The organism is Ilumatobacter sp., from assembly GCF_046290335.1.
Taxonomy (GTDB): Bacteria; Actinomycetota; Acidimicrobiia; order Acidimicrobiales; family Ilumatobacteraceae; genus Ilumatobacter_A.
This window is the reverse complement of sequence record NZ_JBKAGH010000001.1, coordinates 103966-119108: the sequence shown is the minus strand read 5'-3', so window position 1 is coordinate 119108 and position 15143 is coordinate 103966. Positions and strand designations below refer to the sequence as shown.

At 65.9% G+C, this 15143-nt stretch carries 13 protein-coding genes; 10 read left to right on the top strand and 3 right to left on the bottom strand.

The annotated features are described in order from the left end of the window. Positions 1-32: 32 nt before the first annotated feature. Positions 33-1865, top strand: a complete 1833-nt coding sequence (locus ACE37B_RS00495; protein WP_409921325.1) for an AMP-dependent synthetase/ligase — start codon at positions 33-35, stop codon at positions 1863-1865. Positions 1866-1904: 39 nt separating this feature from the next. Here ACE37B_RS00495 and ACE37B_RS00490 read toward each other — a convergent pair whose 3' ends face one another. Continuing rightward, positions 1905-2588, bottom strand: a complete 684-nt coding sequence (locus ACE37B_RS00490; protein ID WP_409921324.1) for a response regulator — start codon at positions 2586-2588, stop codon at positions 1905-1907. A 401-nt stretch (positions 2589-2989) separates the two neighbouring features. Here ACE37B_RS00490 and ACE37B_RS00485 point away from each other — a divergent pair, with 401 nt between their 5' ends. After that, positions 2990-4411 carry an ATP-binding protein gene (locus tag ACE37B_RS00485; protein WP_409921323.1) on the top strand — a complete coding sequence of 474 codons (1422 nt, stop codon included), beginning with the start codon at positions 2990-2992 and terminating at the stop codon, positions 4409-4411. Then, the gene (locus ACE37B_RS00480) at positions 4408-5184 is read left to right on the top strand and encodes a GerMN domain-containing protein (protein ID WP_409921322.1); all 777 of its coding nucleotides are present in this window, start codon (positions 4408-4410) and stop codon (positions 5182-5184) included. Before ACE37B_RS00485 ends, ACE37B_RS00480 begins: the two co-directional genes overlap by 4 nt. Positions 5185-5200: 16 nt before the next feature. Here ACE37B_RS00480 and era read toward each other — a convergent pair whose 3' ends face one another. Then, on the bottom strand, positions 5201-6079 hold the full coding sequence (gene era / locus ACE37B_RS00475; RefSeq protein ID WP_409921321.1) for a GTPase Era: 879 nt from the start codon (positions 6077-6079) through the stop codon (positions 5201-5203). Between the two features lie 26 nt (positions 6080-6105). On the opposite strand from era, the gene ACE37B_RS00470 reads away from it, so the two are divergent. The 7 genes from ACE37B_RS00470 (at position 6106) to ACE37B_RS00440 (ending at position 13379) form a co-directional block, all read left to right on the top strand. Beyond that, the gene (locus ACE37B_RS00470; protein WP_409921320.1) at positions 6106-6561 is read left to right on the top strand and encodes a MaoC family dehydratase; all 456 of its coding nucleotides are present in this window, start codon (positions 6106-6108) and stop codon (positions 6559-6561) included. Positions 6562-6583: 22 nt separating this feature from the next. Further along, entirely contained in the window at positions 6584-8230 is a 1647-nt protein-coding gene (locus ACE37B_RS00465) for an acyl-CoA synthetase (protein ID WP_409921319.1), read from the top strand. Positions 8231-8356: 126 nt separating this feature from the next. Then, the gene (locus ACE37B_RS00460; protein WP_409921318.1) at positions 8357-9565 is read left to right on the top strand and encodes an SPFH domain-containing protein; all 1209 of its coding nucleotides are present in this window, start codon (positions 8357-8359) and stop codon (positions 9563-9565) included. 13 nt (positions 9566-9578) lie between these two features. Beyond that, entirely contained in the window at positions 9579-10847 is a 1269-nt protein-coding gene (locus ACE37B_RS00455) for a hypothetical protein (protein WP_409921317.1), read from the top strand. Beyond that, positions 10847-11404, top strand: coding sequence for a hypothetical protein (locus ACE37B_RS00450; protein WP_409921316.1), 558 nt, complete (start codon positions 10847-10849; stop codon positions 11402-11404). Before ACE37B_RS00455 ends, ACE37B_RS00450 begins: the two co-directional genes overlap by 1 nt. 53 nt (positions 11405-11457) lie before the next feature. Beyond that, on the top strand, positions 11458-12183 hold the full coding sequence (locus ACE37B_RS00445; RefSeq protein ID WP_409921315.1) for a ubiquinone/menaquinone biosynthesis methyltransferase: 726 nt from the start codon (positions 11458-11460) through the stop codon (positions 12181-12183). A gap of 5 nt (positions 12184-12188) precedes the next feature. Then, positions 12189-13379 carry an isochorismate synthase MenF gene (locus ACE37B_RS00440; protein WP_409921314.1) on the top strand — a complete coding sequence of 397 codons (1191 nt, stop codon included), beginning with the start codon at positions 12189-12191 and terminating at the stop codon, positions 13377-13379. 3 nt (positions 13380-13382) lie between these two features. Here ACE37B_RS00440 and menD read toward each other — a convergent pair whose 3' ends face one another. Next, positions 13383-15116, bottom strand: a complete 1734-nt coding sequence (menD, locus tag ACE37B_RS00435; RefSeq protein ID WP_409921313.1) for a 2-succinyl-5-enolpyruvyl-6-hydroxy-3-cyclohexene-1-carboxylic-acid synthase — start codon at positions 15114-15116, stop codon at positions 13383-13385. Positions 15117-15143: the final 27 nt, after the last annotated feature.

The window sequence follows — 15143 nt, the reverse complement described above, 5'->3', positions numbered from 1 at the left end:
GAAATCACGCGGGACATGCGACAATTGTCACCATGACCGCTACCGAGACCACCAGTCAGGACATCCACGACCGCATCGTCGGCGACAACATCCCCAAACGGTTCCTGCGCAATGTCGCGGCCAACGGATCGCTCACTGCGCTGCGCTGGCGTGATTCCGCTGGAGGGTGGCAGACGTCCACGTTCGACGACCTCGCCGACACCGCCGCTCGTCTCGCCGCTGGACTCCGTGACCTCGGTGTGGGCCCTGGCGATCGCGTCGTGATGATGATCGCGAACCGCCCGGAGTTCCACCCCCTCGATCTGGCCGTGCTGTTCCTCGGGGCCACGCCGGTCTCGATCTACAACTCCTCCGCTCCGGAACAGATCGAGTACCTGACCAACGATTGTGGCGCCAAGGTCGCGGTCTTCGAGAACCCGACATTCCTCGATCGCTTCGAGACCGTTCGTTCGGCGATCCCCTCGGTCGAGCACGTCGTGATCATCGATCCCGATGACAGCGTCGGCGACGACGTCGTCCGCTTCGCCGATCTCGCGGCGTTCGAACCGCTCGATCTCGAGGCCGAGGCCGACAACGCGTCGCTCGACGACCTCGCCACCATCATCTACACCTCCGGCACGACCGGCCCACCCAAGGGCGTCATGCTCACGCACGGCAACGTGGTGTGGACGCTCGAGTCGGTCGGTGAGTCCATGCGCACTCAGACCGACATCGACTCCTTCGCCGGCAAGCGCCACGTCTCGTACCTGCCGATGGCCCACGTGATGGAGCGGTTGCTCGGCCACTACTACAACCTCGATTTCGGTACCGAGGTCGCGTGCTGTCCCGACACGTCGCAGCTCACCATGTACACGGGCGAAGTGCGGCCCAACATGTTCATCGGCGTGCCACGCGTCTGGGAGAAGATGTACAACGCCGTGAACGCCGCCGTCAGCGCCGACCCCGAGAAGGCCAAAGCCTTCGGGGAAGCGATCGCCGCGGCCGCGCCGATCGCCGAGAAGATGACCTGGGGCACCGCGACCGACGACGAGATCGCCACGTGGAACTTCCTCGACGAGGTCGCGTTCAAGCCGGTCAAGGGGCTCCTCGGACTCGACCAGACCGAGATCTGCATCACCGGTGCGGCCCCGATCCCGCCCGAGATCCTCGAGTGGTTCCGCACCATCGGCGTTCCGTTGACCGAGGGCTACGGCATGTCGGAGACCACGGCCGTGTTGAGTTGGGCTGCCAAGCCGAAGCCCGGATGTGTGGGCACCGCCGCGACCGGCGTGGAGATGAAGATCGCCGAGGACGGCGAGGTACTCGCCCGTGGCGGCAACATGTTCAGCGGCTACCTCGGCCTGCCCGACAAGACCGCCGAAACGATCGACGACGACGGCTGGGTGCACACCGGCGACATCGGCGAACTCGACGACGACGGGTACCTGCGCATCGTCGACCGCAAGAAGGAACTCATCATCACCGCGGGCGGCAAGAACGTCAGCCCCGCCAACCTCGAAGCGGCCCTGAAGATGATTCCGCTCGTCGGCCAGTGCTGCGCCATCGGTGATCAGAAGCCGTTCATCTCGGCGTTGGTCGTGCTCGACCCGGACGCTGCAGCATCATGGGCCGCGGCTCACGGACTCACCGGGGACGACGCATCGGTCGCGGCCCTGGCGACCAATCCCGACGTGGTCGCAGAGATCAACGCAGGCGTCGTCGAGGCGATGTCGGAGTTCAACAACGCGGAAGCGGTCAAGAAGGTGACGGTCCTCGGAGACGAGTGGCTTCCCGACTCCGAGCTGCTCACGCCGACCTCGAAGCTGAAGCGGCGCGGCATCTACGCGAAGTTCGCCGACGAGATCGAGGCGCTCTACGCGCGCTGACTCGCCGGCGATCACACACTCGGCATCGGCGCCGTCAGATCACACGATCAGGCGGTAGCCGATGCCGCGGGCCGTCACGATCAGCTTCGGATCGTCCGGGTGGTCCTCGATCTTGAGCCGCAGGCGTCGAACGTGTGCGTCGACCAGCCGCGAATCGCCCAGGTACTCGTATCCCCAAACTCGCTCGAGCAGCTGGTCGCGCGACAGCACCGCGCCCGCGTGGTCGGCGAATTCGCAGAGCAACCGAAACTCGGTCTTGGTGAGGTTGACCTCGGCGCCGTCTTTGAGCACGATGCCCTGCTCGCGTCGAAGCTCGACGTCGCCGAAACGCGACGCGCTCGCCGGTTTGGGCGCATCTTGCAGGTGCACGCGCCGCAGCAACGACCGAATGCGAGCAGCAAGTTCTTTGGGTACCACCGGCTTGGTGACGTAGTCGTCGGCGCCGGCTTCGAGCCCGGCCACCATGTCGACGGTGTCGGTCTGCGCGGTGATGATGATGATCGGCACGATGCTCGTCGAACGCAGCGAGCGACACACTTCGAAGCCCGACATGTCTGGCAGCCGCAAGTCGAGCAGTACCAGGTCGATGCCACCCTGCGCGAAGGCTGTCAGCCCATCGCTACCGTTCGCCGCTTCACGGACCGAGTAGCCCTCGTCCTCGAGAGCGAGCGTCAGGGCCAGACGAATGCCGTCGTCGTCTTCGATGAACAACAGCGACTCCATGCCTCGCACCGTAGCGAACGAGCCCTGGCGACACCGAAGATGGACCCGATGGAGGGACCTGATAGACGGACCCGCTGGACGGACCCGATCGCGGCGGCGATCTCCTCGTCGTCACGCTGGGCTGGACCTCTGGTCGAGAGTTCGCGCTCCGACGTTGACATCGCACCAGCTCAGCCAGCGACGAGCGGATCCTCCGGTGCCAGCACTTTGTTACGAAAATCGCACAGTGTCGGTGTGCGGCTGTCACAGAGCACCCCCAGTATTGGAACTGTTCACGCTGCCCCGGTGAGGTGCCTCCCTCCCCCTGGTGCCTCACCGGCAGCGAGGAACGACGTCAGGAACTCCGAGCTCCGCTCGTCGAGTGTTCCCCCTTCGCCCGATCACCCTGCCACACTCTGCTCGTGACACGTGAGCGCTCCCTTCGACTCCGCACTCGGGTCACGCTGTTCTTCGCGCTCATCGCACTCTTCGCGGGCACGCTGTTGATCGGCGTGACCTACGGCTTCGCTCGTAACAACTTGCTCGACGACCGAACGAACTCCGCCGAGACCCAGGCCTTCACGCACGCCAACGACGTCGCTGCGCAACTCGACGAAGATGCCACGACCGCGCTCGACGGTGGCGACGCGCAGATCGGCGTCTTCTTCCGTGACGAGCTACAGACCGAGCCCGGCGGCTTCGCCGTGCTCGGTTCGTCAGCCGTCGACGCGCTCGAGACCCGAACCGATCCGAACTTCGGCATCGACGCCTTTCCGAACTCGTTGGTCTCGACCGTGCTCGCTGGCGGCTCGGCGCGCCAGTTCGCCGAGATCGACGGCGAGCCCTACGTCGCCGTCGGCGTGTACATCAATCGACACGACACCGGCTATTTCGAGGCGTTTCCCGCTGCGACGACCGACACCACCCTCACCGCGCTCATCACCGCGCTCGGACTCGGTGGCGTCGGAACCCTCATCCTCGCGACCCTGTTCGGATTCTCGACGAGCCGACGACTCCTTCGCCCCCTCAGCCGCGTCGCCGACGCCGCCGAAGAGATCGCATCGGGCGGTCTCGACACTCGCCTCGAGAGCGAATCCGACCCGGATCTCGACCGTCTCGCCGGCTCGTTCAACGGTATGGCCGACGCCGTACAGGCTCGTATCGAACGCGAGGCGCGCTTCGCCTCCGATGTCAGTCACGAGCTTCGTTCACCGATCACCGCACTCACCGCCGCCGTGGAAGTCCTGGCGGCTCGCCGAGAAGACATCCCCGAACGCACCCAGCAGGCACTCGACATCGTCGTCAGTCAGGTTCGGCGATTCGACAGCATGGTCATCGACCTCTTGGAGCTGTCACGCCTCGACGCCGGCGCCACCGATCTGAACATCGAGACCTCGGAACTCTCCGATCTCACCCGGCGCGTGGCAGCCCGCTTCGGCGCCTCCCATGTGGCGATCGAGATCGCTCCCGACACTCCCCAGCAGATCGACGTCGACCGAATTCGGTTCGAGCGAATCCTCGGCAACTTGATCGAGAACGCCGAACACCATGGCGGCGGCGTGGTCCGCATCGAACTCACGACACCTCGGCCGGGTCTCGTGCAGATCGCCGTCGAAGACGGCGGGCCGGGAGTGGCGCGCAGCGAACGCGACCGCATCTTCGAACGATTCGCCCGCGGGAGCGCCGCGCGCCATCGCATCGGCACCGGCCTCGGCCTCGCACTCGTCGCGCAACATGCCGACGCGCTCGGCGGAGCGACCTGGGTCGAAGACCGGGCGATGGGTGGCGCTCGCTTCGTCGTCGAGCTCCCGGTTCATCAGCCCACACAAGGAGACGATGCATGAGTCAGAGAATCGTCCTCATCAGTGTCCTCGCAGCGCTGTCGATCAGCACGATCGCAGCCTGCGGCGTCCCGGCCGGCGACGCCACGCTCGAAGGCATCCCCGATGCCGAGATCCCGTTCAATCTCGCCGACCCATCGACGACCACCACCTCGACCACGACGACCACCACGACACTCCCCCCTGCGACGACGTTGCCCAACGACGCGCCTGCCGAGACCTCGACGGTTCCGGCGCCGCTTCCCGAACAGGTCAACGTGTACTTCCTGTCGCGTGGTGACCTCATCCCTGTCGCCAAGCCGATCCGAGCCGGCTTCACCCGCAACGAACTCGTCGACCTGCTCGAAACCGGCCCCGACGAGGCCGCCTCACCGTTGTTGGAGTCGGCCATCGTGCCCGGCCTGATCGGCCAGGTCGTCGTGCAGGACGGTGTCGCCACGGTCGATCTCGATGCGAGCGCCTACGACCGGATACGCGAGCGCGATCAGCTCGACGCCATCGCACAGATCGTCCTCACGCTCACCGACAACCGAACGCGAGCCGGCCAGGTGTTGTTCACCTTCGACGGTGAGGAGAATCTGGTGCCGACTCCTGGCAACTTCTTCAAACGGCTCGTGAGCTTCGACGACTACTTCCCACTGATCGCCGACGCCGTGATCCCTGAGCCCATTCCGACGACCACGGCGACCACCGCGCTCGACACGACGCCCGACCCGGAGACCAGCGAGACCGACCCGGAGACCAGCGAGACCAGCGAGACAACGGTGCCGGAATGATCAGCGTGCCGGCAGCTCAGTAGCCGAGGCGTTCGACGCGATCCGCTCGACGCTGCCAGTCCTTGTCGACCTTGACCCGCAGTTCGAGATACACCCCGTCGGGCATCTGGCGACGGGCGCGTTCACCGACTTGCTTGAGCACGGATCCGCCCTTGCCGATCACCATGCCCTTCTGGCTGTCACGCTCCACGATGATGTCGACGCGGATGCGTGGCCACTCCCACTCGACGACCTGCGTGGCGATCGAGTACGGCAACTCGTCGCGGGTCACCGCCAGGAGCTGCTCGCGGACCAGTTCCGCGACCCAGCGCTCCTCGGGAAGATCGCTCACCTCGTCGTCGGGAAAGAACTTCGGACCGTTCGGAAGTCGATCGGCCAGATAATCGACGAGCGGTCCGACGCCCTCGCCGGTCTTGGCCGACACCGGGAAGTACTCGAGCGCACCGAGTGCCGACGCAGCGGTCAGCATCGCGAGGACCTGCTGCGGTTTCGCCACGTCGGTCTTGTTCACCACGACGATCGAGTTGGCCATGTCGAGCTTCTCTGCGACCCACCGATCGCCCTTGCCGAAGGGCATCGTCGCGTCGAGCACGAGCGCGGTGACGTCGACGTCCTCCACGCTGCCGAGCGCGGTGGCGTTGACGCGTTCGCCGAGCGCCGTGACCGGTTTGTGCAGACCTGGCGTGTCGACGAAGACCAACTGGCTTCCCGGACGGGTCAAGACGCCCATGATGCGGTGACGAGTGGTCTGGGGCTTGTCGCTGACGATGCTGATCTTCTGGCCGCAGATCGAGTTCACCAGCGACGACTTGCCGACGTTGGGTCTTCCGACGAAGGTGACGAACCCGGATCGATGATCCGTTTCCTCGTCGGAGCGCTGCGTTTCGTCGGTCACGGTTGCAGTCTGTCAACATCTCGTGCATGACGCGCATGATCGAAGGAATCGCCGGGCTCAAAGCACTCGTCGGAGAGCACCTCGGGTACTCGCCGTACACCGAGATCACCCAGGAGCAGGTCAACACGTTTGCCGACGCGACGGGTGACCATCAGTGGATCCACATCGACGTCGAGCGAGCCACCGCCGGCCCGTTCGGCGGACCGATCGCCCATGGCTACCTCACGCTGTCGCTCGGCCCGATGCTGTCGCCACAGATCTTCGCCGTGACCGGGATCTCGATGGGCGTCAACTACGGCGCTGGCAAGGTCCGGTTCCCGTCGCCGGTGCCCGTCGGCTCCAAGCTTCGCCTCGGTGCAACGTTGCAGAGCGTCGAAGACGTGGCCGGCGGCGCCCAGGTGACGATGGAGTTCGTCTTCGAAGTCGAAGGCGCCGCCAAGCCGTCCTGCGTGGCCGAAGTCATCTTCCGCTACTACGAGTGATCGAAACCGAACGGGCCTCCTCATGACCGACCTCGACGTGCCCGACATCTCCCTCGCCGAGGTCCACGAGGCCATCGCCGCCTCGCGCCCCGACGAAGAGTGCCTCGTCTTCCGGGACCGTCGTCTGACGTGGGCGGACGTGACCGACCGAACTCGGCGTCTCGCCAACCACCTGCTCGGCGAAGGGCTCGGCTGTCACACCGAACGCTCCGAGCTCGCCGGGCACGAGTCGGGGCAGGACCATCTCGCGATCTATCTCCACAACGGCAACGAGTACCTCGAGACGATGCTCGGAGCCCTCAAAGCCAGGGTTGCGTCGTTCAACGTGAACTATCGCTACGTCGCCGAGGAGCTGCGCTACCTGTTCACCGACGCAGCAGCGCGTGCGGTGGTCGTGCATTCGGCGTTCGCTCCGACGCTCGCGGAGGTGCTTCCCGATCTCCCTGATCTCCGTGTGATCCTGCAAGTCCCCGACGACAGCGGCAACCCACTCCTACCTGGCGCTGTCTGGTACGAGGACGCACTCAGCGCTGCGTCGCCGGAACGGCCGAAGGTGGAGTGGAGCCCTGACGATCTCTACATGCTGTACACCGGCGGGACCACCGGGATGCCCAAAGGTGTCATGTGGCGCAACGGCGACGCCATGCGCGAGTGCTTCGGCGGCTCGAAGACCGCCGCGTCGATCGAGGAGTTCTTGGCCGAGGCGAACACCGGACTCCGCTCGCTGCTTGCTCCTCCGTTCATGCACGGCGCTGGCCACTGGGTGAGCTTTCGCACGTGGCTCGGCGGCGGCACCGTCTTCGTTCAATCGGTTCCGGAGCGTCTCGACCCGGTCGACATCTGGTCCTTGATCGAGCGCGAGAAGATCACGTTCCTGCTGATCGTCGGTGATGCGTTCGCCCGACCACTCCTCGACGAACTCGACCGCGGTGACTACGACCTGTCCTCGTTGGCGATTCTGCTGTCGGGCGGCGCTGCGCTGTCGGCGCCGCTGAAGCGAGAATTCCTCCAGCATCATCCGACGCTGATGGTCATCGACGGCCTCGGTTCGTCGGAGGCCGGCGGGCAGGTGTCGCACGTATCGACGGCCGCCGGCGCGTCCACCGGCACGTTTGATCTCAGCGAGGGCAACGTCGTGCTGTCGGAGGAACTCGACGCCGTCCTCGAGCCCGGCCACGACGGTCTGGGCTGGCTGGCGAAGACCGGGCGGTTGGCGCTGGGCTACCTCGGGGACGAGCCAAAGACCGCTCGGACCTATCCGACCATCGATGGGGTCCGATACGCCGTCCCGGGCGACCGTGCACGTCTGCTGCCAGGCGGGCCGACCGGCGACGGCATCGTCGAACTCCACGGACGCGACTCGGTCACGATCAACTCCGGTGGCGAGAAGATCTTCGCCGAAGAGGTCGAGTCTGCGCTGATGGCGCACCCCGGCGTGTACGACTGCATCGTGGCCGGTCGTCCCAGCGAACGCTGGGGCAAAGAAGTCGTGGCGGTCGTGCGGATCCGTGAGGGCTTCGAGGTGAGCGACGACGACCTGCTCAGCGAGGCCGAACGCCACATCGCGCGTTACAAGCTGCCCAAGGCGATCGTTCGCGTCGACGAGATCGTGCGCAGCCCGAGCGGCAAAGCCGACTACCGCTGGGCCGTGTCCATCGCCGAGCGCTGATCACGCGCAGATCGCCGCGAATCGGCACGTTCATGCGTCGCAATTGCTGACATCGATGCGCAGGAGTGATCTAGGGTCTCTCCGGCATCGGACCCCCCGAACCTCACGGGAGAAAGGCAGCCCCACATGGGACTCTTCGACAAACTCAAAGGCGAACTCGTCGACATCATCGAGTGGATCGACGACTCCCGCTCGACACTCGCCTGGCGGTTTCCGAGGTATCAGAACGAGATCAAGAACGGGGCGCAACTGATCGTTCGTGAGGGCCAGAAGGCCGTCTTCGTGTACCGAGGCGCCCTGGCCGATCAGTTCGATCCCGGCCACTACGAGTTGAAGTCGGAGAACCTGCCGTTGCTGTCGACGCTGCAAGGTTGGAAGCACGGCTTCGACAGCCCGTTCCGCTCCGAGGTCTATTTCATCAACACTCGGCCGGTCACCGACATCCGTTGGGGAACGCCCCAGCCCGTCACCGTCCGGGACCCGGACTTCAAGATGGTGCAGGTGCGGGCCAACGGGCTGTGCGTCGTGAAGGTCGAAGACACCGCCATCTTCCTTCGTGAGGTCATCGGTACCGACTCCGCCGTCGAAGCCGAAGAGGTCACCGAACTGCTCCGCCGGGTCATCTCGATGGCGTTCTCCGACATGGTCCTCGCCACCGGACTCGGGGCGATCGACCTCCAGGGTCGCCAGGTCGAATTGTCGGGGAAACTGCGCGAGTTCGTCCAAGAACGCGTCGACGACGAATTCGGTCTGGCGATTCCCGACATCACGATGAACATCTCGTTGCCCGACGAGATCACCCAGGCCATGACGAAGGGCGTCGCCAAAGGTGTCGAGGCCTCCGGCTTCGTCGAGAACGTCGACCTCAACAAATACCAGCAGGCGCAGGCCGCTGACGCGATGCTCGCCGCCGCCCAGAACGAGGGTGGCTCCGTCATGGGCGACATGATGCAAATGGGCATGGGCGTCGCGATGGCGGGGCAGATGGCCAACCAGATGGGCGGAATGGGCATGGGCGGGCAACCCCAACAGGCCGCACCAGCAGCACCAGCTGCTCCGGCCGGACCACCGCCGTTGCCTGGTCAGCGCCTCTTCCACGTCGATCATGGCGGCAACCCCGGCGGCCCGTACAACATGGCCCAGATGCAGCAGGGGATCCAGGGAGGCCAGGTCACGGGACAGACGCTCGTGTGGGCGGACGGCATGCCCGGCTGGGCTCCGGCGCAGACCGTCCCCGAACTGCAGGCGCTGTTCGCTGCTCCCCCGCCGATGCCCCCCACGAGCCCGACGCCGCCCCCGGTTCCGCCGACGCCGCCGAACGGCGACGAAGGGTAAGGAGGCCGTACCGATGCCGTCCGTGCCCCCACTGCCCGGCGATGAGCCGACCGCGTCCGGCGCGGCCGGTCCCCCGCCGATTCCCGACCCCGGCCCCCTGGACGCTCCACCGTCCGACGATGCGTCAGGCGAGTCGTACGATCCCGGAGCCGCATTGTCGAATGCGTCCCGTGCGATGCGCCATTCGACCGAGTCGTCCAAGACCTACCCGTGCGAGGCGTGCGGTGGTGAACTGCATTTCGACATTCCGACGCAGTTGCTGAAATGTCAGCACTGCGGGAACACGCACGAGTTGGTCGAGGTCAACGGCGAGGTACGCGAGCGAGATCTTCGTGAGGCGCTCGCGCTCGTCCGGGCTGGCACCATGACGAAGACCGCGAACTTTCTCGACGCCGAGAAGGAGATCGTGTGCCAGAACTGCGGCGGGCACACCACCTTCACCGGCAGCCTCACCGCGAACAAGTGTCCGTATTGCGCGACGCCGATCCAACGCGACGACGTCCATGATGCGCCCGAGCGGCTTCCGGTCGACGCGGTGCTGCCCTTTTCCGTCGACCGCAAGTCCGCCGACGAGTTGATCGACAAGTGGATCAATGGTCGTTGGTTCGCACCGTCGGAGTTCAAGACCTACAACCGCACCGGATCGTTCCAGAGCGTGTACATGGCCTACTTCACCTATGACGCCGACACGCACACCAACTACACCGGCCAGCGAGGCATCACCCGCACTCGAACCGTGGGCAGCGGCGACAATCGACGCACCGAGACGTATACGACCTGGCACTTCGTGAGCGGTGCCGTGGGCAACTCGTTCGACGACATCCCGATCCTGGCGAACACGGGGTTCGAGAAGAAGCGCATCGACAAGCTCGAGCCGTGGCCGACCGAACAGGCCAAGCCTTATTCGGCCGAGTACGCGGCGGGTCACCTGGCTCGAACGTACGACAACGACGTCGAAGTGTGCCTCAAAGAGGCGACGTCCATCATGGAAGACGACATCCGCTCCACGATCCGCCGCGACATCGGCGGCGATCAGCAGCGCATCTCGTCGATGAACGTCAACTGGCAGAAGATGACCTACAAACACATGCTGTTGCCGCTGTGGCTGCTCACGGTGATCTACGACGGCCGCCCGTTCCAGGTGTACATCAATGGAGTCACCGGCGAAGTGCACGGCGCACGTCCGTACAGCAAGGTCAAGATCGCCATCGCGATCGTGGTGGCGTTGGTGATCATCGCCGCGATCGCCATCGCGGTGTCCGCCAGCGGAGGAGGCGGCTAGTGCTGATCACGATCCTGTTGATCGCGACGGTCGCTGCCGTCGTCGGCTTCGGCGTCGCCTTGGCCGTGCGCTCCAAGAAGGAGTTCGCCGAGCAGAACCAGATCGTTCCGGGCGTGACGTCGAAGGCTCCAGCGAGTTGGGCTGGCGCCCATAGCCGGGAGGCCAAGCTGCATCGTCGGCTCGGCGATGCAGTCAAAGGAGCGCACCAGAATCCGCGCTTCGTCGAGCTGGGTCTCAGCGAACAGATGAAGTCGATCGAGGCCGAAGCGTTGGCCATCGACGAACGACTCGTCGCCGCCGCAGCGCTGCCCGTGTCGCATCGCACCGCAGCGATCGACGCGCTCGAGGCCAACGTCGTCGAACTCGAGTCCACGATCGCCGACATGGTGACGGGCGTGACGGTGGCCGACACCAAAGAGCTCCTGCAGGAGGCGGTCTCGGCGGCTGACATCCGACTTCAAGCGCTCGCTCAAGCGCGCGCCGAGATCGAACAGGTCGACCGCAAGGCGGCAGGTCTCATCGACCCGGAACCCGGCACGGGGACCAGTAGCAGCTGACACACGCCGGGCAGGAGGTCACGGTGCCAGGCACCGAGACCTATCCTGACGGCGTGGCTTCCTCCGACACCTCCGCAACCGCCAAGCGGTGGGACACCGACGAGTTGCCGCAAGGCGACGAGAAGGTCGCTGCCGTTCGCGACATGTTCGATGCGATCGCGCCGAAGTACGACCGGCTGAACCGGATCATCTCGTTCCGCCTCGACGTGCGGTGGCGCAAGAAGGCCATCAAGCAGCTGGCCCTTCCAGCGGGCAGCGTGGTCTTGGACCTCGCCAGCGGTACGGGTGACCTCTGCGTCGACCTGTCGAACGCTGGACTGCACCCGATCTCGATGGACCTCAGCTACGGCATGTTGGCTGCTGACCGTTCCGGTGTCCCGCTCGTCCAGGCCGACATCTTGCGCCTCCCGGTCCCCGACCGCTGCGTCGACGGCGTGACCTGCGGCTTCGCACTTCGGAACCTGATGGATCTGAACACGTTCTTCGTCGAACTGGCGAGAGTGGTACGACCGGGAGGGCGCATTGCACTCCTCGACGTGAGCACACCGCCCAACCGCCTCGTGCGATTCGGGAACAACATCTACTTCGGCAAGGTCGTGCCGAAAATCGGCGCGCTCCTGTCCGACGGTGCCGCCTACAGCTACCTCCCCAAGAGCGTCGCCTACCTGCCCGAACCCGACGAGATGGTGGCGATGCTGCGCCGATCCGGTTTCGCCGACGCCTCGCATCAGCAACTGACCGCGGGCTTGACCCAGTTGATGGTCGGAACTCGAGACTGAGCGGCGTGCGAGCCATCACCCGTCCGCTGTCGGACTTCACCGACACCATCCCCGACCTCAACGACATCGTCGCTGGTCACGGACACCTCTTCGTCCGGGACGGCAGTGGCGTCGCTGCGGTCGGGGTTGCCCAGCGGGTCGAGGCCGATCGGGCTGTCGCCGTCTTGCGCTCCATCGATCATGACTCGACGGTCGCCGACGCTGCCCCACTCGCACTCGGCTGCATCCCGTTCCTCCCCGAGTCTCCAGCAGAGCTCATCATTCCTGCCGTCACGGTCGGCAAACGAGGTGACCGAGTCTGGGTGACGGCGATCGACGATGCCGACGTCGAGGCCGCCCTCACTCCCCCGCCGGAGCCTGAACCCTCGGCCGCCAACTGGTCGATTCGACCGCTCGTGGACGAAGCGCACTACCTCGCCGCGGTGACCGCTGCCCGAGACGCCGTTCGTTCGGGCACGTTGACCAAGGCCGTCATCGCCAGGCCGATCGAGGTGCGAGCTGATCGGGAGATCGACGTGCACGCTGTGCTGCGGCGGCTCAAGGCGTCGTTCGGATCGAGCTATCGGTACTCGATCGACGGGTTCATCGGCGCCTCGCCCGAGCTGCTCGTCGACGTCGACGGACCGGTCGTACGATCGCACCCACTGGCGGGTACCACCGCCAGGACCGGCGACGTCGACAACGACGCTCGACTCGCGGCCGAGCTCCAGGCCAGCGCGAAGAACCAGATCGAACATCGCGTGGTCATCGACGACGTACACGACCGGCTCCTGCCCTGGGCCAGTTACCTCGACTGGGAACCCGAGCCGTCGATCGTGACCGTCGCCAACGTGCAGCACCTGGGGACACGAATGGAAGGCATGCTGTCGCAGCCTGGGCCATCCGTCGTCGAACTCGTTCGGGCGCTGTGTCCGACCCCAGCCCTCGGTGGGCACCCGCGCGCCGAAGCACTGGCGCTCATCGCACGAGTGGAAGGGTTCACCCGTGGTCGTTACGGCGGCGCGGTCGGTTGGGTCGACGCAAACGGTGACGGCACCTGGGCCGTGGCGATCCGCTGCGCCGAGTTCAGCGACGATCGCACGTCGGCGCGTCTGGTGGCCGGAGGCGGCATCGTCGCCGAATCCGAGCCCCTGTCCGAACTCGCCGAGACGCAGGCGAAGTTCCAAGCGATGCTCGGCGCCATCGTGCGCCCCTGACGATCAGCCGAGCGCGCGGCGAACCGCGTCGTGCAAACGAGCATGCACCTCGACATTTCGTTGCCGATCCGACGACACGCGCATCACCCACGGGCCGGCTCGAGCGAGTTGAGCGACGAACTCGGTCGCTGTCCTTGCGGTGGCAACCTCGAGACCATGCGCCGCCGAGAGGGCCAGCACGTCGGTACCGAGAGGCGTTCCGAACAGTTGCTCGAATCGCTCGTGTGACAGCAGCGACGCCTGGGGAAGGAACGAGAAGATGCCCCCGCCATCATTGTCGACCACGACGATGCGCAGATCGACGCCGCGCCGTCGCAAGGCCACGAGCGCGTTGCTGTCGTGGACGAACGCGAGATCGCCGATCAGCACGAACTCCGGTGCGCCTACGCCGTTCGCGGAGGTTCTGGCCAGTGCGCGTCCGAGCGCCGTAGACGTCACCCCGTCGATGCCGTTGGCGCCCCGGTTCGAATGAGCGCTCGCTCGCAACCCGCCGTACCACTCGAAGTCTCGAACGGGCATCGACGACGACACGGTGACCGACGCGCCGTCGGGGAGGTGGTCGGCCAACAGCCGAGCGACCCGAGGCTCGGACAACGAGTCGTCGACCGCGAAAACCTGTCGCAACGCCTCGTCGGCTCGACGGTCGGCTTCGACCCAACTACTCGCCCACGCGGTTCGCGTTGCTCCGGGCGGTCCAGCGTCGAGCAACGCATCGATCGAGCACACCGCTGCGACGTTGTGGTCGGGATCGATCCGGCCGGGGCCTCCGACCTGGATCACGGTGATCCCCGGGCGCGCTGACCACTGAGCGAGCACCTTGGACGACGACGGCCGGCCGACGCGAACGATCACGTCGGGCACGTGGTCGGCGGCGAATCCCTCATGGCGAAGGATCGCATCGGCGCTGGTGATCACCCCTTCGAGGTGACGGGCGCGTGACATCGGGTCGGCGATGATCGGCCACGACGTCAGCCGTTGGAGTTCGGCCACCGAATTCGGATCGACGCCGCTCGCACCGCCGAAGAGAATCACGCCGCGAGGACGGCCGAACCCGACGGGGATCGGGTCGACGACGACGCTCGTCGACGAGGCAGCGACCACCAGGTCGCTGTCTGGCGTCGGGAGATCGAGCGCCGTTCCGACGAGCGGCTCCCGGAAGGCCAGATTGAGCTGAACCGGTCCGTCGCTCGCAGCCGCCACCGCAGTTGCCGCGAGTGAGCGCCACCCGCCGGCACCCTCAGCGTCGGGCACCCCCGGATCGGCGAACCAGCGCACGTGCGACCCGTACAGGTCGATCTGGTCGATGGTCTGGGGAGCGCCGACGCCGCGCAGTTCGTCAGGCCGGTCGGCGGTGAGCACGATCATCGGCACCCCTGACAAGCCGGCTTCGACGACGGCCGGCAAGAAGTTCGCCGCCGCGGTGCCGCTTGTGCAGACGAGGAGTGCCGGAACGACCGACCCGATACTGCTGTCGTCTCGCGCAACTGGTGACGCCGTTGCGATGCCGAGCGCAACGAACCCTGCCACGCGTTCGTCGTGAACCACGTGCACGGTCATCTCCGAGCGAGCGGCCAGGGCGAGTGCCAAGGGCGTCGAACGGGAACCGGGCGCGACGACCGCGTGTCGCACACCGCGACGCAGCCACTCGTCGACAAGGGTCGCACAGAACGTCGCTTGCACGTCGTGCGGTGCCGCCGCGTCGAGGGTCGCATCGGTTATGGGCGAGCGGTCGACCATCACCAAACGACGATACGGCTCTACTGT

What these genes read in the sequence shown, in the direction of transcription:
- ACE37B_RS00495 (WP_409921325.1), top strand. Translation starts at nt 33, where the DNA reads ATGACCGCTACCGAGACCACCAGTCAGGACATCCACGACCGCATCGTC.
- ACE37B_RS00490 (WP_409921324.1), bottom strand. Translation starts at nt 2,588, where the DNA reads ATGGAGTCGCTGTTGTTCATCGAAGACGACGACGGCATTCGTCTGGCC.
- ACE37B_RS00480 (WP_409921322.1), top strand. Translation starts at nt 4,408, where the DNA reads ATGAGTCAGAGAATCGTCCTCATCAGTGTCCTCGCAGCGCTGTCGATC.
- ACE37B_RS00470 (WP_409921320.1), top strand. Translation starts at nt 6,106, where the DNA reads ATGACGCGCATGATCGAAGGAATCGCCGGGCTCAAAGCACTCGTCGGA.
- ACE37B_RS00465 (WP_409921319.1), top strand. Translation starts at nt 6,584, where the DNA reads ATGACCGACCTCGACGTGCCCGACATCTCCCTCGCCGAGGTCCACGAG.
- ACE37B_RS00460 (WP_409921318.1), top strand. Translation starts at nt 8,357, where the DNA reads ATGGGACTCTTCGACAAACTCAAAGGCGAACTCGTCGACATCATCGAG.
- ACE37B_RS00455 (WP_409921317.1), top strand. Translation starts at nt 9,579, where the DNA reads ATGCCGTCCGTGCCCCCACTGCCCGGCGATGAGCCGACCGCGTCCGGC.
- menD (WP_409921313.1), bottom strand. Translation starts at nt 15,116, where the DNA reads ATGGTCGACCGCTCGCCCATAACCGATGCGACCCTCGACGCGGCGGCA.